This window comes from Nitrospira sp. Ecomares 2.1, from assembly GCF_965152585.1.
In genome coordinates this window covers 1,023,619-1,043,658 of the sequence record NZ_OZ224219.1, presented here as the reverse complement: position 1 = coordinate 1,043,658, position 20,040 = coordinate 1,023,619, and the positions used below count along the sequence as shown (strand labels likewise).

Genomic DNA, 20,040 nt, shown 5'->3' with positions numbered 1-20,040 from the left:
GTGCACTTGGAAAAATTAAATAAATCAGAATGGATTATGGTGGCGCTGGGCTGTGCGCTTTTTGTGCTGGTGGCTTCTGTGACGCCAGCGATCGCCGCTGTGGTGCGGCAACCCTATCTGCAACTCGTCACTCCCACCTCCGTCACGGTGGTGTGGCGCACGGACCTGAATTCAGCAGACAATAGCCAAGTAAAATATGGCACGGGGGCCGGCTCTCTGAACCAAACGGCGACCGGCACGGCGGTCACGCGCTCAGGGCTCAACGTCAAGGATCACATTGTTACGATTACCGGCCTGACCGCTGCCACCAAATATTTCTATAACGTCGGCACCGTGACGAACGGTGTGCAAGTTACCGGCACTACTCAGCACTTTTTTGTCACGGCGCCCCCCGTCGGGTCGGCCACACCCGTTCGGGCGTGGGTGCTGGGGGATTCGGGCGATGCCAGTAACAACCAAAGGAATGTGCGGGATACGATGCTGACTGAGACCGCGCTGAATCCTCCAGCTCCCAACTTGATCTTGCACATGGGGGACATTGCGTATCAAAGCGGCACCGACGCAGAATTTACCACCAGACATTTTGCGATCTATCAAGATATTCTCCGCCAGACACCCCTCTGGCCGACTTTAGGCAATCATGAAGCCCTGTCGGTCACAACTTCTCTGGGCATTGGACCTTACTACGAAGCCCATGTCCTGCCGAGCAGCGGCCAAGCGGGGGGGGTGGCCTCCGGCACCGAAGCCTACTATGCCTTTGATTACGCCAATGTGCATTTCATTGTGCTCGACTCCATGGACAGTAGTCGGGCTCCGGGCTCGCCGATGTTGACCTGGTTACAAAATGATCTGGCTGCTACCGGGCAAGAGTGGGTGATCGCCTTCTGGCATCATCCGCCTTATTCGAAAGGCCACGACTCGGACAATGCCGCCGACTCCGGTGGACGATTGGTCAATATGCGGGAGACGGTGCTACCCATTCTGGAGGCCGGCGGAGTGGATTTGGTCCTTGCGGGGCATTCTCATGCCTATGAGCGGTCTTACCTCCTGGATGGCGCCTACGGCTATGGCACCTCACCTAACTTTGCTACACCGTCCTTCAATACCCTATTGGCCGATGGCCATATTCTGGATGCGGGCAATGGTCAGCCCTCGGGCACCGGAGCGTATCAGAAAAGTGCCGGAGGTGTGTCGCACGAGGGAACCGTGTATGTCGTCGCCGGCCATGGGGGGCATGATCTTGATTCCACCCATCCCGTGCATCCGGTCATGGCGGTGTTTGATGTGGCCTATGGCTCGGTGCTCCTCGACATCACGGGCAGCAGCCTCACCCTCCGAAATCTGCGGGCAGGAGGCGCCATCACCGACACCATGGCTATTCAGAAGAGTGGGTCGCAACCAAACCCATTAACCCTTTCGAATCTGACCGTCGCCAGTGGGCAAACATATGTGGTGCCCGCCTCAGGCCTCCAAGCCGGCGGCACCGTCTATACCGACCGTGCCTATACCTTTACTACCGTCCCCTCCAGTGTGCAGGGCGCCACCTATATCCGAACCGCCAACAATGATAAAGCCGCGACGAATGCTGACTTTCTCAGCTTTACAGTCACTCAACCCGTCTCCGTATCGGTCGCTCATGACCTGCGTATCACCCCGAAACCTACGTGGTTGAGCACTTTTACTGATACCGGCGTGAATCTGGTGACCTCGGATACCACCCTCCGTCTCTTTGCTCGGTCCTTCCCCGCCGGCACCATTACCCTCGGGGGCAATGCTAGCGTTGGGAACGGCAGCATGTATTCCGTCATCGTTCAACCACAGAGTGGCGGAGGACCTGCCAATCAAGCTCCCAATGGGGTCATCAACACGCCGAGTGGGGCGCAGAGCATCCAGGTGGGCCAAGCCCTCACCTTTACCGGCACCGGCACGGATCCAGACAACAATACGCCATTCACCCATCGGTGGACCTTTGGCTCTGGCTCGGGCCTGGCCGATCGCACCGTGGAGGACCCCGGCTCCGTCACCTTTAATACCGCTGGCGTATTCACCGTAACCTATACGGTGACGGATGCCCTTGGGCTAGCCGATCCCACCCCTGCGACCATTCAAGTAACAGTCCAGCCACAAGGCACAGGCTTTACTGCTTACAATGACCTAGCCTGGGGATCAGGACAACTCGAAACGAATATCACGAAGTTCACCTCTCCCGTCGGAGGCTCAGGCTTACCCAGCAGTGGCATGCTCAAAGATTTCACCACCGGCCTCGATACCGGTGTGACCCTAACCGTGACGGGTGGCGAGTTTATCGGCGGTGGCCAAGCCACTCAGGGTGCAAATCCGACCATGGGAGACGCCTTCACCATCTTTAATGGAAAAGTCAGTACCCTTGGCGTCATTTCCTATGTCAATCAAGACGCTAACTCGCTCCTATTGACCTTTAATGGGCTCAATCCGAGTAAGACCTACGACTTGGCCTTCTTTTCCCATCGAGACTTTTACGGTTGGGATCGGGCCTCCCTCGTAACTCTTTCCGGACAGGACGCATTTATCAATGCGAGTTCCGCCGCCACCGATAATCCCAATGAGGTCGGCGGGGGAATCTTTTCCGGGTCTTCAGATACCTCGACTCGGCTACCGGCAGACAATGATAAGGGTTATGTGGCGCGATTTAGCAACATTGAGTCCGGAAGCGATGGGAAGATCGTGCTCACCATTAGCTTTGATGGAAACGTCGCCAGCCAATACACGGGGAAGTATGGTAGTGCAATCCGGCTGATGGAGTCCGGTAACGGAGGAGGACCCGTTAATCAAGCCCCCAATGGGGTCATCAACACGCCGAGTGGGACGCAGAGCATCCTGATAGGCCAAGCCCTCACCTTTACCGGCACCGGCACGGATCCAGACAGCAATACGCCATTCACCCATCGGTGGACCTTTGGCTCGGGCTCGGGGCTGGCCGATCGCACCGTGGAGGACCCCGGCTCCGTCACCTTTAATACCGCCGGCGTATTCACCGTGACCTATACGGTGACGGATGCCCTTGGACTAGCCGACCCCACCCCCGCGACCATTCAAGTAACAGTATCTAGCACACCCCCACCCTCATCATTAACCCTTTCGAATCTGACCGTCGCCAGTGGGCAAACATATGTGGTGCCCGCCTCAGGCCTCCAAGCCGGGGGCACCGTCTATATCGACCGTGCCTATACCTTTACTACCGTCCCCTCCAGTGTGCAGGGCGCCACCTATATCCGTACCGCCAATAATGACAAGGCGGCAACCAATGCCGCTTTCCTTAGTTTTACGGTCAATCAACCGGTATCGGTGTATGTCGCCCATGGCGATCGTATTACTTCGAAACCTTCATGGTTGAGCACCTTTTCGGATACCGGCACCAATCTGGTGACCTCGGATGCGACCTTTAGCCTGTTTGTGCGGTCCTTCCCGGCCGGCACCATTACCCTCGGGGGCAATGCGAGCGGTGGATGTTGCAGCATGTATTCCGTCATCATCCAACCCGAGGGCGGAAGTGGGCCCGTCAACCAAGCCCCCAATGGGGTCATCAACACGCCGAGTGGGACGCAGAGCATCCTGATAGGCCAAGCCCTCACCTTTACCGGCACCGGCACGGATCCAGACAGCAATACGCCATTCACCCATCGGTGGACCTTTGGCTCGGGCTCGGGGCTGGCCGATCGCACCGTGGAGGACCCCGGCTCCGTCACCTTTAATACCGCCGGCGTATTCACCGTGACCTATACGGTGACGGATGCCCTTGGACTAGCCGACCCCACCCCCGCGACCATTCAAGTAACAGTATCTAGCACACCCCCACCCTCATCATTAACCCTTTCGAATCTGACCGTCGCCAGTGGGCAAACATATGTGGTGCCCGCCTCAGGCCTCCAAGCCGGGGGCACCGTCTATATCGACCGTGCCTATACCTTTACTACCGTCCCCTCCAGTGTGCAGGGCGCCACCTATATCCGTACCGCCAATAATGACAAGGCGGCAACCAATGCCGCTTTCCTTAGTTTTACGGTCAATCAACCGGTATCGGTGTATGTCGCCCATGGCGATCGTATTACTTCGAAACCTTCATGGTTGAGCACCTTTTCGGATACCGGCACCAATCTGGTGACCTCGGATGCGACCTTTAGCCTGTTTGTGCGGTCCTTCCCGGCCGGCACCATTACCCTCGGGGGCAATGCGAGCGGTGGATGTTGCAGCATGTATTCCGTCATCGTTCAACCACAGAGTCCTCCTCAGTAAACGGGCCTTTTACCAAGCATTACAACATAATACCAAGGAATGGGACCGTCACTGGGTGCCTTGGGGCGCTGGCTGATCCCACTCCGCAATCATCCAAGTGAAAGCATATCCCCATCTCTTGTGATGGTTTTCTTTAAAGTCAGTTGTATTTGGGACGAGTGGTTCCTCAGTCAGTGAAATACTCCCGACGGGAATGCGGTTTCAACCGGTCGCTGCAACATCTAATCTCTAATAATAGAGAGGAGGATGTTGAAAATGAAGCGGCGCCCAAGGATTTATTACACAGAAGAACAAAAGGCCTTAATGTGGGATCGCTGGAAGAAAGGTGAATCTCTGGAGTCGATTGCGCGGTTATTTGATCGGCATCATCCGTCGATTGAACGTATCCTTCGAGAGCATGGGGGGATACGCCCGCCAGAGCGTCGACGATCATCATGCGCACTAACCCTGGCGGAGCGGGAGGAAATATCACGCGGCATAGCTACAGGTTGCTCCATTCGTTCCATCGCAGCCTCCCTGAATCGTGCGCCTTCGACCATCAGTCGGGAAATCAAACGCAACCATGGGCAAGGCGGTTACCGGGCAAGTCAGGCTGATCAGACGGCCTGGGCTCGGGCCCATCGCCCCAAAACCTGTAAACTAGTAGAGAACCGTGCACTGGCTCGAATCGTAGCCAGGAAGCTACAATTGGAGTGGTCACCCGAGCAGATTGCCGGTTGGCTTAAGCACACCTATCCGGACGACGAACGTTACCAGGTGTCCCACGAGACGATCTATAGGAGCCTATTCATCCAGGCACGTGGTGCCTTGAAGAAAGAGTTGATGCAGCATTTGAGGCGCACACGAATGATGCGTCGTTCACGCCACCACACACAAAAAACGGAGGAGCACGGCCGGATTACCGACACCGTATCGATCCGTGAGCGGCCTGCCTCTGCGGCAGACCGAGCCTTACCGGGACACTGGGAGGGTGATCTGCTATTCGGTAGTCATAACAGCCAGATGGCGACGCTGGTCGAACGTCATACACGCTACCTGATGCTGGTCAAAGTCGACAGCAAAGACACCGAGACGGTGATCAATGCCTTGATCAAGCAAGCGCATAAGTTACCTCGGGAGCTTTACAAGTCACTCACCTGGGACCGAGGCAAAGAGATGGCCGACCATAAACGCTTCACGCTGGCGACCGACATAAAGGTATACTTTTGTGATCCACACAATCCCTGGCAGCGAGGGTCCAACGAAAATACCAATGGTCTGTTAAGGCAATACTTCCCGAAAGGAATGGATCTGTCGAGAGTTCCACAAGCCAAGCTAAACGCCGTTGCACGGCGTCTCAACGAACGACCAAGAAAAACGTTAAACTTTGAAACACCTGCTGAACGATTTAACCCATGTGTTGCAGCGACCGGTTGAAACCGCAAACGAAAGGAGCCACTGATGAGAACAGACAGGAGGCGATGCAAAAAGGCCACTAAAGGCTCTCGAGGGATCTAGCAACCCGCGTGCTCTAGCGGGCAAGTAAACGCTTAACGCAGTGATGATGGATATGGGCTGGATGATCACGGATAGCGGCATGTTGATCGAGCCAGAAAAATTGACGGGACCTCCTACCGACCGAGCTTTCCCAAATTGGGTGCTCAAGAATGGGGCGATCTTCCATGGACGACCAAAAGGTCAAGATGACGCACCCACGGCTCCGCGACGTGACCAATACGAAATGATCATATTTAAGGCAACGACGCAAGCTTTTCATTTCTCGCCCTAACCCGCCTCAAGAAAATGGTGACGCTAACGGCCCAGGACCTAAAGGTATTCCAAGAGCGGTCGCTTATGGCGTTCATGGCTTTTACGATCCTCTTCGGCCCGCCCCATCCGGGCCGCTAAGCCTCATCTCACTGGACATGGACCTGAGCGACCAGAAGATGGCCAAGGACTTTGGGAAGGTTCCATCGAAAATCATGTGATTGACGGCGAATTCGGTTCTGGAAGCCTTCAAAGAATGTCGACGTTTCATCATGTGAAGCTTCTGGCACAACTGCACAAGACACTGATGTCGACCAACCCTGCGACCATGTTTCCACTGGTTCGCCAAAACGAGCGAAAAATCAAATGCACCCGAGGCAGCGCGAGGCTCCAGCATTGACTGGGGCCAGTGTTGCTGTACTGCGAGAAGCAATTTAACAGTATGAATGGCTTTGCAGATAATGCTCAAGTCATGAAGACCATCGAGGAATGGGAGCATCAAAGCCCTTCGTGGACGAAAGTGGCGTATAACAACCATGGGCGTCGCTCAGGATTTTTCAAAGAGTTTATTGATAACCTCTCTCTCGGAGGACAGATACTCCGTCAAAATGGGAAACCAAGGCGATCATCGGTTGATAACGCGAGGCTTCAATCAGGGTCTATATTTTGTCTAGGAGTCTACGGTGGATAAAAATTCAGGTGAAGACATCTTCCGTTGATCGGTTAAAACAAACCATGAGGATTTTATGCGTTGCTCATTGAAAACAACGAGAGATGTTCGTAAAACTTGAATGTAAAATTTAAGGGGCTGTACCAGATAACTGATACTCAGTTATAGGTACAGGATGAGGAGGAGCCGATTAAATCCTGAGAAACAGAGGCGATTAATGGAACTGTTTGTGTCCGGAGCGACGGCTCGATGTGCTGCCGACTTGGTCGGGGGTCAATTTCAAGACCGCCGCCTATTACTTTCATCGCCTACGGATGATTATTGATCAGGCCACCCAAGATGAAACGGCCTTCGCCGGCGAAGGCGAAGTGGATGAAAGTTATTTTGGTGGCGTGCGCAAAGGAAAACGTGGTGGCGGTGCGGCTGGCAAAGTCCCGGTCTTTGGTTTGCTCAAGCGTGGTGGCCGGGTTTACGCCAAGGTCATCCCCTATACGCAAAGCCACACCCTCAAGAGTATTATTGAACAGCGTGTAGGCCCTGATAGCATTGTGTTTGCTCACCATTACTGATCGTATAATGTCTTGGACGTATCAGGCTTGAAACATTTCCTGATTAATCATTCTGAACGTTTTGCAGACAAACAGACCCACATTAATGGCATTGAGAACTTTTGGAATTAGGCCAAGCGCCACCTGCGGCGATTTAACGGGATTCCCAAAATGCATTTTCCGCTGTTTTTAAAAGAATGCGAGTGGCGGTTTAATACCCCTCAACCCAAAGCACAATTACACCAATTAAAACGCTGGGCTAAACGGTATTTGGTCTAATTAGCTGGTACAGCCAAAAATTTAATAATACGATTCTTTTGCCAATATCATTCTTGCCACATTCGTATCAGCTTTTTTCAAAGTTAGGGAAGGAGCTTCGCTTCTGCAAAAAAGGGAGCTTTCAAAGGCAAAAATATCCTGAATTCTCCGACTATTGAATTTGCCAATCTAGGGACGTAGTAGCGGGATAGCCTGTTGAGGTTATGGCCGCCCCATTCATTAACCATATCGCTACTGTACCACTAACTGTATTATGCCACACGAGGTCGGCCTTCCCATCACCATTGAGATCGCCCACCTGCCGATTCACCCAATTCAACGAAACACTCCCCGGAAAACCTGTCGATGCGATAGTCGCCCCATTCATAAACCACACAGCTACCGCACCTGAGCTCGCATGGCGCCAAACAATGTCATCCGTGCCATTCCCATTCAAATCTCCCACGCCCGCAATCTGCCACGCTAAGGATCCACCTGACGGAAAACCCGTCGACGTAATAGTCGCCCCATCCATTAGCCACACAGCCACAGCCCCTGTACTGTTTTTACGCCAGACGAGGTCGGCTTTCCCATCGCCATTGAGATCGCCTACTTGCCGGATCACCCAATCCAACGAGACACTACCTGGAAATCCTGTCGAGGTTACAGTCGTCCCATTCATAGTCCACACCGCCACTGCGCCACTGCTGGTATTTCGCCAGATGAGGTCAGCCCTCCCATCGCCATTGAGATCTCCCACGCCCGCGATTTGCCACACTAAAGGAGCCCCGGGTAAAAAACCCGTCGACGTGACGGTTGATCCATTCATGAACCACACCGACACTGCACCACTGCTCGTATTTCGCCAGACGAAGTCCGACTTCCCGTCTCCATTCATATCACCACCTCCGGCGATCTGCCAAGCTAAAGACACCACGCCTGGAAACCCGTTAGAGGCAATATTAACACCGTTCATGAGCCAAATGGCCGAGGCCCCAGTACTGGTATTCCGCCACACAATATCGGATTTTCCGTCCTTATTAAAGTCAGTCGAAGCAATTGGACCAGGTGGATAAGTGGAATTTTTGATGATGCTCATGGTGTCGGTGATAGCGCCTCCTGCCCGCAGATTTCGGAGGGTGAGGCTGCTGCCCGTGATGTCCAGGAGCACCGAGCCATAGGCCACATCAAACACCGCCATGACCGGATGCACGGGATGGGTGGAATCAAGATCATGCCCCCCATGGCCGGCGACGACATACACGGTTCCCTCGTGCGACACACCTCCGGCACTTTTCTGATACGCTCCCGTGCCCGAGGGCTGGCCATTGCCCGCATCCAGAATATGGCCATCGGCCAGAAGGGTATTGAAGGACGGTGTAGCAAAGTTAGGTGAGGTGCCATAGCCGTAGGCGCCATCCAGAAGGTAAGACCGCTCATAGGCATGGGAATGCCCAGAAATGACCAAATCCACTCCACCGGCCTCCAGGATGGGCAGCACCGTCTCCCGCATATCGACCAATCGTCCACCAGAGTCGGCGGCATTGTCCGAGTCGTGGCCTTTCGAATAAGGCGGATGATGCCAGAAGGCGATGACCCACTCTTGCCCGGTAGCAGCCAGATCATTTTGTAACCAGGTCAACATCGGCGAGCCCGGAGCCCGACTACTGTCCATGGAGTCGAGCACAATGAAATGCACATTGGCGTAATCAAAGGCATAGTAGGCCTCGGTGCCGGAGGCCACTCCCCCTGCTTGGCCGCTGCTCGGCAGGACATGGGCTTCGTAGTAAGGTCCAATGCCCAGGGAACTGGAGCTGTTCGGAACCTCATGATTGCCCAGCGTCGGCCAAAGGGGTGTCTGGCGGAGAATATCTTCATAGATCTTAAAATGGTTGTTGGTAAATTGTGCATCGGTCCCGCTTTCATACGCAATGTCCCCCATGTGCAAGATCAAGTTGGGAGCTGGAGGATTCTGCGCGGTCTCAGTCAGCATCGTATCCCGCACATTCCTTTGGTTGTTACTGGCATCGCCTGAATCCCCCAGCACCCACGCCCGAACGGGTGTGGCCGACCCGACGGGGGGCGCCGTAACAAAAAAGTGCTGAGTAGTGCCGGTAACTTGCACCCCGTTCGTCACGGTGCCGACGTTATAGAAATATTTGGTGGCAGCGGTTAGCCCGGTAATCGTAACAATGTGATCCTTGACGTTGAGCCCTGAGCGTGTGACTGCCGTGCCGGTAGCCGTTTGGCTCAGAGAGCCGGCCACTGTGCCATATTTCACTTGGCTATTGTCTGCCGAATTCAGGTCCGTGCGCCACACCACCGTAACGGAGGTGGGAGTGACGAGTTGCAGATAGGGTTGCCGCACCACAGCAGCGGTCGCTGGCGTCACAGAGGCCACCAGTAAAAATAGCGCACAGCCAAAACTCACCACACCAATTTTCTTCATATTTACGATCCCTAATGTCCTAATGTTGGGGGGAAAAAGTCATCCCCAAATTTTTTAGAATAAAATGCGAAGGAAACTTTACTGGTTATATTGAGGCATCACAAACATGTAAGAGAATGCCTGAGCAAATCCAAAAAAATCAGATCTTCAAACCTTGATACATAACCTACGGTATGAATATATACAAATATTCATTCCTATAAAAATACCAATATAAGGCTAATACCAAATTAAGACTGTCAAAACTCCAGCATATCTCGTGCCCAGCAAATGTCAACTGGCGGATAGGCGGTCAGGAAAATGATCAAAATAGCTGAAATCTTGTTTTTAAAAGGTCATTTTTCTTTAAAACGAATAAACACTGTAGAAAAACCTGCGTCCTTTGGACATAATAATCATAGAGTTTTTTTATTGGGATCCCCAACACCCTACAAATTGAAGATTAATCAATACTATATGGGAATAACCCCACACTCCCACTCGTCCAATGCTTCCTTCCCAGATAGACCTCAGTTAATTTTCTTTTTAGAGACCTTTCGAATATTTCAGATTTAAAATTTGCTTAAGCTCTCTCTGACACAAAGGAAGTTAACCCATTTCCTTACAATTCAAATAAAACTTGGAGACACCTCCTGAATTTATAAATTTTTGAATGAATCTTTATACTCCCCTGGTCTCTTAGCATCAGGAGCTTCCAAGAAAGGAGCAAAGGTTTCTCCTGCATTTCCATTCACATACTCCAATCCGATGATGTCTTATGGACTACTTCATCATGGTATTAAATTCTCATCATGCCTTTCAGGTGATCTAGAGACGCCTCCCACACGTAGCTTATCTGCAGCAGGAGAGCCCAATTTCCCCAAGTATAAACTATTCTAAGCCTTCTCTGTGCCTTTCAAACGTGAGGCCTTTTGGGCTTTCTTCATTAGCTCGCATAAAGCAAGTGGGGGGCAATGCCGGAAGAGGTATAAATCTTATCCTCTTTATTCCGTCATGCCCCCCAGCTCTTAGATGAGATTCCCCTCTTCCCTGGCCTACTCAACAATTCCCTAAAGCGTTGGGCTCCAGCTTGACGTGACCCCCGTTTCTAGCAAGAAACGGGAATCACATTTAGCAGAACTCTCTTTTCAAAAAGTGCTTCAGGCTAAGGTTGAATTTCCCAGGAGGTCGATGCGCTGCCGGGGAAACCAGCGGAGGTCATAGTCGTCCCGTTCATCAGCCACACAGACACTGCCCCACTCGTGGTATTTCGCCAGATGATATCCGCGTTGCCATCGGCATCGGTATCACCCACCTGTCTAATTTCCCAGGCAGAGCTCACCACACCTAATGAGCCGGTGGAGGAGGGAGCCGCTGTCCCATTCAGCAACCATACCGCAGCACTTCCATTCGTGTGCCGCCAGACAAGGTCGGCCTTGTCATCACCGTTCAGGTCCCCGACTCCCTGGATGGACCAAGCTGTCGACGCAGTGCCGGGGAAGCCAGCGGAAGTCATGGTCACCCCATCCATCAGCCACACGGCCACAAGGCCGCTCGTGGTATTGCGCCAAATGATATCCGCCTTACCATCGGCATCCGTATCACCAACTCCCGAAATTTGATACGCCGAACTCACCACACCCAATGAGCCCATGGAGGAAGGAGCCGCTGTCCCATTCAGCAACCATACCGCAGCACTCCCATTCGTGTGTCGCCAAACAAGGTCGGCTTTGCCGTCACCATTTAGATCCCCCACTCCCTGAATTTGCCAGGCCGTGGATGCTGTGCCGGGAAAACCAGCGGAAGTCATGGTCACCCCGTTCATCAGCCATACAGCCACTGCGCCGCTCGTGGTATTGCGCCAAATGATATCCGCCTTGCCATCAGCATCCGTATCACCCACTCCCGCAACCTGCCATGCAGAGCTCACGCCTCCTAGAGAGCCCATGGAGGAGGGAACCGCTGTCCCATTCAGCAACCATACCGCAGCATTACCATTTGTATGTCGCCAGACAAGGTCGGCTTTGCCATCCCCATCCAAATCATGGCCAACAGAACCAGATGACTCAATCAATCGGACTGCACTGCCATACTTTCCCTTGTATTGCTCACCCACACTTCCATCAAAACTAATAGTCAGCACCACGATACCATCGCTGCCGGGACTCACCTCACTCCACCGCGCCACATAACCATTGTCATTGTCGGCCGGTAACCGAGTTGAGCTATCCCCAGGACCAGAGAAAATCACACCCCCAGGCTCACTGGGATTATCAGTTGCCACCGAACTCGTATTCGTTCGCCCAGCCGTTCCGGAAATGGTCACAAGGGAAGCCCGATCCCACCCGTTCGCATTTCGATGAGCGAAATAGGCCAAATCGTACGTCCTGTTTGGATTGAGCCCGCTAAAGGTCAACACGAGGGAACTGCCAACAGCATCGACATAGGAAAGCGCGCCCTGGCCGCTGACCTTGCCATCAAAGATCATAAAGGCATCTCCTGTGGTTGGATCTGCCCCTTGAGTGGCCTGGGGAGCACCGAGATATGAGCCCCCCATAACGGCTAGGGTGACGCCGGTATCGACACCAGTGGCAAAATCTTTAAGTAAGCCGGTACTGGGCAAGCCAGAACCGCCATCTGGCGAGGTGTACTTCGTGATATTCGTTTCGAGCTGACCAGTACCCCAGGCCAAATCGTTATATGCGGTAAAACCCGCCGCAGCGGCCATAGACGCCGTCCCCATAACCAACATAGCAGTCGCTAGTGAACCCGCTACCCACCCTGAAGACCGACATGTATTCCTTTTCATAAATCCGCCTTTCCTTTTTTCCAGGAATAAGACCAAATCTTTCATGGAAGCCTATCCTTTCAATAAATCTCCATAAAAAATCTTTCCCGGGCAATGGTTAACACACCTATAAAATATGAATATGACCGCATGCTGAATTGGCTGTTTCCCTCTCAAACGGATTGAAAGTGGGGATAAATTTTCAAACCATCCGAATTCGCAGTTCTTTTCAAGTGTTCTACCTGGTACCACCTCCTTTGTATTTCTACAGAAATTGAGTTGTTTTTCCTGCCTGATAATCCCGGAACAAGTCTCAGTTTTCCATAAGTCCATACTGGTTATTTGATAGAAAATGATGAATATCTTTCTTCCGGCTTAGTACAGCAAAACTTCTGCCACCTTTGTCATCTCCACGATTATTTCTCTAGATTCCTTCGATCCGAGTATGTTTTGTGAAATCAGTGTTCGAATCTAGTAGATAGGAAGCCAGATGTTTTTCTAAAGTCGAAAAAATCTTTGACAGAATAGGGTACCCAATCGTTCCAGGGCTAAAAAACAAGGAACAACTTCCAACAGGTGAGACAATATATTTCTGACTTAGACAAATTTTCCGACGATGAGGAAATCCTCTTTACCTGGTATTCCGAGTCAGATGATTAATTCTTTAACTATTTAAAGAATTTCAAATCATTTCTAAATCTTTCCGTTGAATATTTCTGGATGACGGTCTTTTCTATTCCTAATTCCAATTATGGGGAATTCATAATAACTTTATGGCCCGGGAGTCCCGACAGCAATTTGGGCTAAATTGAGTGTCTATTCTCCCACCTTGGAGGATTTATTTGGTTTCTTCCCCCATAAAAGGTCGCGCCAACTCTGTGGGAAACAGGTGCGATTGGGGGAACAATATTTGAGGGAATCCAGAAGCACCTTCGACTGTGCACCATCTGGAATTTGACGAGTCAGAAATACGGCGCGAAAGCTTGTCGATTGCAACGAGTCCTTGGCTTGTCCAGTTACTTTACCTTTTAGCCATGGCTCCACGAACTCCCATGGAAAAGGGTGCGTCCTGAAAGAGACCGACTGGTTGGTCCTGTGGAGGTCAATGAAAGCTGTGTTGGGGTGGAAAGCTCGTGTGCCGAAATGACACACAATCATTAAAGCTTTCGCGGCCATTGCGGCAAAGATGAAAGAACAGGGATCCTCGAAAGAATCTCACTACTCCATATCTCCCATGTGTCTGGACCACATTTTCCACTTCATTTAGAAAGTGGGGTTAAACCCAGCCCCCCGCTCAAACGGATGGCTGGACAGGGTACGCTCCTCTCCTACCGTTGGTTTTCAACAAACGGTCACCGTCCTTTCCGATAGCCCGGACCCTGCTTACGTCCTGACGCCCGTGATCTATAGAACTACTGACCTCCTAAAGCGATGGACTCTTTGCGCGCTCCAAAATGTGGAGTAAGCAAGGCTCACTTACCATATACCCGGATGAGGTCACCTATCGCTTTTCAGCGTAACTCTCGAAAAAATGTGAGGAATTGCCCATCAGGTAAAGAAAGGATGGATTACCGCCTCTCAAATTCCCCTAATCATCTCTATACATTTTCCGGCTAGGCACTTCTCAGCTCACCCAATTGTCTTTTTCTCTCCACTCCTAATTTCCACAAGTACCGCACTCGTCCCGACAAGTATCCAAAACAGATAGGAATGGCTTCCTCCGAAGCTGTCCTCAAAGAAAATACGGATGGAAAATCCAAGAACCATCAGAAATACTCCCATCTGTAACCACCGATGAGCGGAAGTCATAGCTTTAGTCCATTTCTCATAAATAGCTAATCCCACTTTGGCGAGCAACCAAAGAAACAAGGCCAGCCCTGGTAATCCCGTCCCCGTGACCACCATGAGATACCAGTTATGCGGTTTTTCCGGAATATCAGGAATTCCGAGATTCACTGCTTCCAAGTCAACAATATTTTGCCCATGACGTTTTTCTAAAATAGGTACGCCATAACCGACTCCAACAATGGGATGGTTCAAAACATCTGAAACACTAAGATTCCATACCGCTAACCGAGCCTTAATAGTCCAGGAATTGAAGGTTTCACGATGTAGCCCCAATTGACTAAGGACGACTCCAATTGAAAGGAATACCGCTATTCCTATGATCAGCAATCGGAGCGTATGCCGTTTATGAACTAGATATCCTCCGACAATTATTTGCGCCAGGGCTGCTAACCAGACACCACGACTATAGGAAAGCAGGAGGGCCAAGAAAGAGAGAAGTATGCCACAGACCAACATCACCCGTTTCCATGGATTAGTCACCGCTAAAAATCCCGTGATAAACAGAGGAAAAACCATCAACACATTGGTACTCAACCAGGTAAAGTCTGCACCGTTTATTTTTGGAAAACCCGCACGAATCGTGCGATCTAAAAGATTCCCTCCTCGGTCAAAAAAATCCAGAAGGGAATAGGTGTAACAAGCAATGGCCCCCAAGAGGACGACGGGGAGAACTTTTTTTAAAAAATAATCATTTCGTTGTTCCTGCACAATCAAACAGGTTCCATAGAAAACCGCAAACTGTGCCACAACTTTTTGCCATTCCCGTAGACTGATCATAGGATCAATTGAAAAAGGAATCGTAAACGCAACCCAGGATACAAAACAGATAAACGGGATAAGGAGTGAGGCATGAATCCAGAAGAGTTTTCGCTCCCATAAACAAAGGAGGATTGCCATACCCAGAAGAGGGAAAAAAAAATATTCTTGAATATGAAATAGTCTGGGAGAGAATCCTAAAAGAATGACCGCACAAAGGCCCCACCCCAGGGCAGTCCAAAGATCGGAGCTGGAGAAAACCTTTGAAGAGGGGTTGTTACCGACTTGTCCCACGTCTAAGTGGATGCTCATTGTTTCAATTCATTTGAGACAAGCAGTCTGGCAGAAGGTACGCTTTTAAGCCAACCCTCAATAGTCATTCAGCGGTGGGCAAAAACATTTGAAACTCTGTTGCCCCATACGCAGGCAAACCGGCTACCCGAATTTAAGGAATCAATATGGATGCTAACCATCACGCTGTCCCCCTACTACGAGGCACCTCTTGAATCAAATCCAAGACTCCTCGCATTGAACACGAATATTTGCTATAGACCACGGGAAATCAGATCATGAATATGAATCATGCCGACGACTTTTTCCTGTCGATCAAGGACGGGTAACACGGAGATGGGCTTTTCCCGTTTTTCCATAAATTGAAGAACCTTGACGGCTTTTTCATCCTGATATACCCAACTGGGCTTTGGATTCATGACCGTTGCAATCGTGAGAGCAAAAATGTTTTGTCCCCCCTCCAACACCCGACGAATATCAAAGTCGGTGATCAATCCCAATAAACGATCTTCCTCATCCAGCACAGACACTGCGCCAGCACGTTTACTCGTCATTTCACACAACATGAATTGAATCGTATGAGAAAGACGAATTACCGCATTTCCCTCACCTGTTCGCATCAGATCCCCAACGTTCAAAAGCAGTCGTTTTCCCAATTGTCCACCAGGGTGAAACATGGCAAAGTCGGCTGGCTGAAAGTTTCGCAATTTCATCAAGGCCATGGCCAACGCATCCCCTAAGACCAAGGCTGCGGTGGTGCTGCACGTAGGAGCCATATTGAGCGGACAAGCTTCTTCTTGAATGGGCGTCACAAGAACAAGATCACTCCCGCGTGCCAGGGTGGAATTTACCTGCGCGGTAATGGCAATAATTCGTGCGCCCATTTTTCGAATAAATGGAAGCAGTGCTAGCAATTCTTCGCTTTCGCCTGACTTTCCTACCGCAATCACGATATCTTCTTTCGCCACAATCCCAATGTCCCCATGCAATCCCTCGGAGCCATGTAAAAACACCGCAGGCGTGCCGGTGGATACCATCGTAGCCGAAATTTTGTTCGCTATCAGGCCGGATTTCCCTACCCCCGTAAGAATCACTTTTCCCTGACAGGATTGCAACATCTTTATCGCCTCCTCGAAAGGAAGACCTATGCTCTCCTCAAGGTGCGCAATGGCTTGACCTTCCAGCCTGATCACCCGACGAATTTCTTGAAGAATATCCATAAGGATCTGACCTCGTGATCTCTAGAAAAACAGGCTATGGTGGCAAAAAACTTTCAAGGTAAAACAATCATTAGCTAAATCAGCACCGATTGGTTCAGCCTTAAGGCGCGAGGTGTGTCCCACTCCTGAGGAGTACCTTCGCTATACTGAAACCCCAACCAAGGCATTTCCCATGACGCACAGTAAAAGAGGAATGGAATCGGTGATAGGAGGAACTTTTTGCCACTTTTGGGAATAGACCTCTTTACATAGAAGAACGTCTAAGCCATTTCAAGTGTATCAATACACAAAATCGTAATATGGGTCAAGTTGAGATAGAGCTCACTTTCCTGGCTTAGATCATGACACCACCTCTTCCTTTAAGGGCTATTATCTCCTTTGCCCAACCTGGTAAAAAGAAGGAAACCAAGACATATCGAAAGGCCCACACACAGGATGAAAACTCCAAAATTATCATCTGCCACGACTCAAGAAATTTCCAGAATGTATAATGTGTTGGACTATGATGGGCTTGGCCCGGTCTATTGTGACGAAGGTGGAGACGCGTTTTGGGAGGATCGCCGAGGTCCCTGCAAGAAACTGGGGATCGCGATTGCGAGAGCCCTCCGCGCCCATTTGCCTGCTATGGGGCGAAGTTTATATGTGGGTGCAGGAGTCCCGGAGATTCCCGTTTTGCTCATGGAACGGCTGGAATTAAATCGAACGGTATGTCCCTATAATCTTCGACAAGCAGAAGTGGATATTCTCAACCATGCCGGGGGCGAAAACGGAATCCATTTTTACTGCGGGTCGGCAGAGACTGCGACAGGCAAGGTTGATCATCTTTGGATTGTCAGCGTTCTGAATGACCCGGAAGAATTCCCCAATCTCTCAGTCCTTTTTTCTTACGGCCGTGCGGACCCTCTAGCCTTTGACGTATCGGCCTTTTCACACGAACGGGAAACAGGAGTTCGCTTATTTGCCAATTGCATGGCCAAACTTACTCTGCCAGGGTTGCTCACAACCTCGGTTGAAGAAATGCCCTGGGTTGAACACTGGTGCCACTTACATGGTATTCCCTATCAAGTTGAGGATCGGACCTATCCAACTGCCTTAGTAGGCGATCCTGTGTGTTTTATACGGATTGGATGAAGACACCTCATTTACTTAATACTCACGCGGGATAAAGGAGAAAACCAGGGCTGACATGAAACCGATTCCCCTTGGATTGATTGGCGTAGGACGACACGGCTCCCGTTACCTTCATCATTTGCTCTCAATCGAGACGGGAGGAAAATTGATTGCCATCAGCCGAAAAAACATGGAAGAAGGCATTCGACTCGCCACAGAATACCCTCTCCGCTTTTACCCGAACTATCACGATCTCTTAGCCGATCCGGCTATTCAGGCCGTTCTGATCGTGACCCCTCCCTCACTCCATCTTCCCATTGCATTAGAAGCCATTCAACATGGCAAAGCGGTTCTTCTGGAAAAACCCCTCGCTCTGAACCAAATCCAGAGCAGCCAAATCGTTGAGGCCGCCACCAAAGCTAAAGTCCCTGTAATGACTGCTCAGACTCTACGGTATGAGCCAGCGATACGCCAATTGCAAGCCTTCGCCTCATCCTTAGGCCAATGGCAATATCTTGTTTGCACCATGCGATTCGAATCCCGCTCAGCATTGCCGGGGAAAAACCCGTCATGGATCAATTATGGGGCCCTCATGGAGTTTGGGATTCACTTGCTGGATCTGGTCCGTGTCCTCACTCAGGATGAGATCCATTCGGTCTCGGCTGACATTAGTCGGCCTGGGGCCGATGACCCCGAAAATCGGGCTTTCATTAAACTGGTTACGCAAAAAGGACTTCCCTGTTACCTCGATATTTCACGCGTAAGCCAGGGACGAGTCACCCGCGCAGAAATTATGGGGTCATATGGCCAAGCATTCGCCGATTGGACGACCAACATCGTTCGAAAAATTTCCATGGGCAATGAGATATTAGACCATTCCTGCCCTCCCAGTGCCACGTTAATTGAAGTACTTCGAGACTTTTGTCAGGCGATTCGAACCGGAGGACCAATGCCCGTTACTGCGGAAGATGGGTTACGAGCAGTCGAACTTGCCGATGCGTGTTACCGATCAGCACAAACCGGGAAACCCGTTTTCCTCAATTAATTCCTGTATCTTCATGGCCGACCTCCCGGCATTTGTGCTCTCCACAGTTCATAGGCATCATGGATGGATGATCCTTTCCTACGATAGGCTACGTCGGCTTCGCCAAAGATTTTCTCAATTAATTCCCAATCTTGCCGGGAAACATTATAACGTTGAAAGAGTTCAGTAAGAGCTGGCTTTTCCCACATTGGTATTTTGTGGTTATAACTCACGAGGGCATCTAACATTTTTGATGTCAACCCTCTCTGATAAATTGACTGTAAAATCCCTGCACCTTCCTTATCAAAACGCTGCTCAACCGCCGCTATAAAATATTCGCTCAACTCTGAAGATTCGGATTTCACTAGGGCCGACTGCAATTGGATGAGGCCATGAATCAGTTGATTGGCCTGAGAGGTCCCCTCGGGCGGAAGAACATTGGCATCCCCAAACGTGGCTAACAGGGCCATAACGGAACCAACTAAGGCTGAACCATCTCCCTTTGAAACAATATCCGGCGAAGGCTGGGGCGACGAGGCAATTTCGCTGTGAGCGAGAAATACATAACCCGGTACCCGCTGTTTATAGATATCGGCGAAGGAAACGTTTTCCTTCTCCTTCTGAAATGGCTCAAGATTTTCAACTCCTGATGAGAGTTCATTCTCCAAGCCTCCTTCACTTCTACTTTCACCAGCCCCCCACACGGGCAGGACAGTCACCACGCCCCATACAGTCAGGGAGATCCACCACACTTTACGATTGCCGCCCTGGTAGATCAACGAACTCATGTCTTTCACTTGTCCTTTGATTCTATGAACCATTCGCTTTCCGCCTTCAGATTTCAGAAAAACTTGAAACTGCATGTATTGGTCTCACCAAGCAGGAGGCATTCTTTACAACTTCGCCAAACCTTGTCTCAAGAAGGCTCCACTCACGCTCAATGCCCTATTATTCTGTAGAGCTGCTAAATGCTGGCTTAGATAGTATTAAAAGCGATAATTAATTTTTGAGAAAATCCTGCACCCACAGCATTTCAATCCGGCATGATCGACTCTTGGAATACCTTCAACAAGGGGCCATG

10 protein-coding genes and 1 pseudogene are annotated in these 20,040 nt (G+C 50.8%); 6 read left to right on the top strand and 5 right to left on the bottom strand.

Going from position 1 to position 20,040, the window contains the following annotated elements:
* Nucleotides 1–6: 6 nt before the first annotated feature.
* The 4 genes and pseudogenes from ACWHYD_RS04670 (at nucleotide 7) to ACWHYD_RS04655 (ending at nucleotide 7,515) form a co-directional block, all read left to right on the top strand.
* Nucleotides 7–4,272, top strand: coding sequence for a PKD domain-containing protein (locus tag ACWHYD_RS04670; RefSeq protein WP_447964756.1), 4,266 nt, complete (start codon nucleotides 7–9; stop codon nucleotides 4,270–4,272).
* 255 nt (nucleotides 4,273–4,527) lie between these two features.
* Nucleotides 4,528–5,688 (top strand): IS30 family transposase, encoded by a 1,161-nt coding sequence (locus ACWHYD_RS04665; RefSeq protein WP_447964755.1) that lies wholly within the window; start codon nucleotides 4,528–4,530, stop codon nucleotides 5,686–5,688.
* Between the two features lie 772 nt (nucleotides 5,689–6,460).
* A complete protein-coding gene (locus ACWHYD_RS04660) occupies nucleotides 6,461–6,709 on the top strand; it encodes a hypothetical protein (RefSeq protein WP_447964754.1) in 249 nt (82 codons plus the stop codon).
* A gap of 154 nt (nucleotides 6,710–6,863) precedes the next feature.
* Nucleotides 6,864–7,515, top strand: a pseudogene (locus ACWHYD_RS04655) (IS1595 family transposase).
* Nucleotides 7,516–7,666: 151 nt separating this feature from the next.
* On the opposite strand, the gene ACWHYD_RS04650 reads toward ACWHYD_RS04655, so the two are convergent.
* The 4 genes from ACWHYD_RS04650 to ACWHYD_RS04635 form a co-directional block, all read right to left on the bottom strand.
* Nucleotides 7,667–9,943, bottom strand: a complete 2,277-nt coding sequence (locus ACWHYD_RS04650) for an FG-GAP-like repeat-containing protein (RefSeq protein ID WP_447964753.1) — start codon at nucleotides 9,941–9,943, stop codon at nucleotides 7,667–7,669.
* A gap of 1,144 nt (nucleotides 9,944–11,087) precedes the next feature.
* Nucleotides 11,088–12,731, bottom strand: coding sequence for an FG-GAP repeat domain-containing protein (locus ACWHYD_RS04645; RefSeq protein WP_447964752.1), 1,644 nt, complete (start codon nucleotides 12,729–12,731; stop codon nucleotides 11,088–11,090).
* Between the two features lie 1,608 nt (nucleotides 12,732–14,339).
* Complete coding sequence (locus ACWHYD_RS04640; RefSeq protein ID WP_447964751.1) at nucleotides 14,340–15,626, bottom strand: O-antigen ligase family protein; 1,287 nt, start codon at nucleotides 15,624–15,626, stop codon at nucleotides 14,340–14,342.
* A 233-nt stretch (nucleotides 15,627–15,859) separates the two neighbouring features.
* Nucleotides 15,860–16,825 (bottom strand): KpsF/GutQ family sugar-phosphate isomerase, encoded by a 966-nt coding sequence (locus ACWHYD_RS04635; protein WP_447964750.1) that lies wholly within the window; start codon nucleotides 16,823–16,825, stop codon nucleotides 15,860–15,862.
* 435 nt (nucleotides 16,826–17,260) lie between these two features.
* On the opposite strand from ACWHYD_RS04635, the gene ACWHYD_RS04630 reads away from it, so the two are divergent.
* Nucleotides 17,261–17,956 carry a hypothetical protein gene (locus ACWHYD_RS04630; protein ID WP_447964749.1) on the top strand — a complete coding sequence of 232 codons (696 nt, stop codon included), beginning with the start codon at nucleotides 17,261–17,263 and terminating at the stop codon, nucleotides 17,954–17,956.
* 55 nt (nucleotides 17,957–18,011) lie between these two features.
* Nucleotides 18,012–18,980, top strand: a complete 969-nt coding sequence (locus ACWHYD_RS04625) for a Gfo/Idh/MocA family protein (RefSeq protein WP_447964748.1) — start codon at nucleotides 18,012–18,014, stop codon at nucleotides 18,978–18,980.
* Between the two features lie 11 nt (nucleotides 18,981–18,991).
* Here ACWHYD_RS04625 and ACWHYD_RS04620 read toward each other — a convergent pair whose 3' ends face one another.
* Nucleotides 18,992–19,822 carry a hypothetical protein gene (locus ACWHYD_RS04620; RefSeq protein ID WP_447964747.1) on the bottom strand — a complete coding sequence of 277 codons (831 nt, stop codon included), beginning with the start codon at nucleotides 19,820–19,822 and terminating at the stop codon, nucleotides 18,992–18,994.
* Between the last annotated feature and the right edge of the window lie 218 nt (nucleotides 19,823–20,040).

Bases quoted from the DNA above. Each gene is read 5' to 3' on its own strand.
- ACWHYD_RS04665 (WP_447964755.1), top strand. From the start codon at position 4,528: ATGAAGCGGCGCCCAAGGATTTATTACACAGAAGAACAAAAGGCCTTA.
- ACWHYD_RS04660 (WP_447964754.1), top strand. From the start codon at position 6,461: ATGAATGGCTTTGCAGATAATGCTCAAGTCATGAAGACCATCGAGGAA.
- ACWHYD_RS04650 (WP_447964753.1), bottom strand. From the start codon at position 9,943: ATGAAGAAAATTGGTGTGGTGAGTTTTGGCTGTGCGCTATTTTTACTG.
- ACWHYD_RS04645 (WP_447964752.1), bottom strand. From the start codon at position 12,731: ATGAAAAGGAATACATGTCGGTCTTCAGGGTGGGTAGCGGGTTCACTA.
- ACWHYD_RS04640 (WP_447964751.1), bottom strand. From the start codon at position 15,626: ATGAGCATCCACTTAGACGTGGGACAAGTCGGTAACAACCCCTCTTCA.
- ACWHYD_RS04635 (WP_447964750.1), bottom strand. From the start codon at position 16,825: ATGGATATTCTTCAAGAAATTCGTCGGGTGATCAGGCTGGAAGGTCAA.
- ACWHYD_RS04630 (WP_447964749.1), top strand. From the start codon at position 17,261: ATGAAAACTCCAAAATTATCATCTGCCACGACTCAAGAAATTTCCAGA.
- ACWHYD_RS04625 (WP_447964748.1), top strand. From the start codon at position 18,012: ATGAAACCGATTCCCCTTGGATTGATTGGCGTAGGACGACACGGCTCC.
- ACWHYD_RS04620 (WP_447964747.1), bottom strand. From the start codon at position 19,822: ATGCAGTTTCAAGTTTTTCTGAAATCTGAAGGCGGAAAGCGAATGGTT.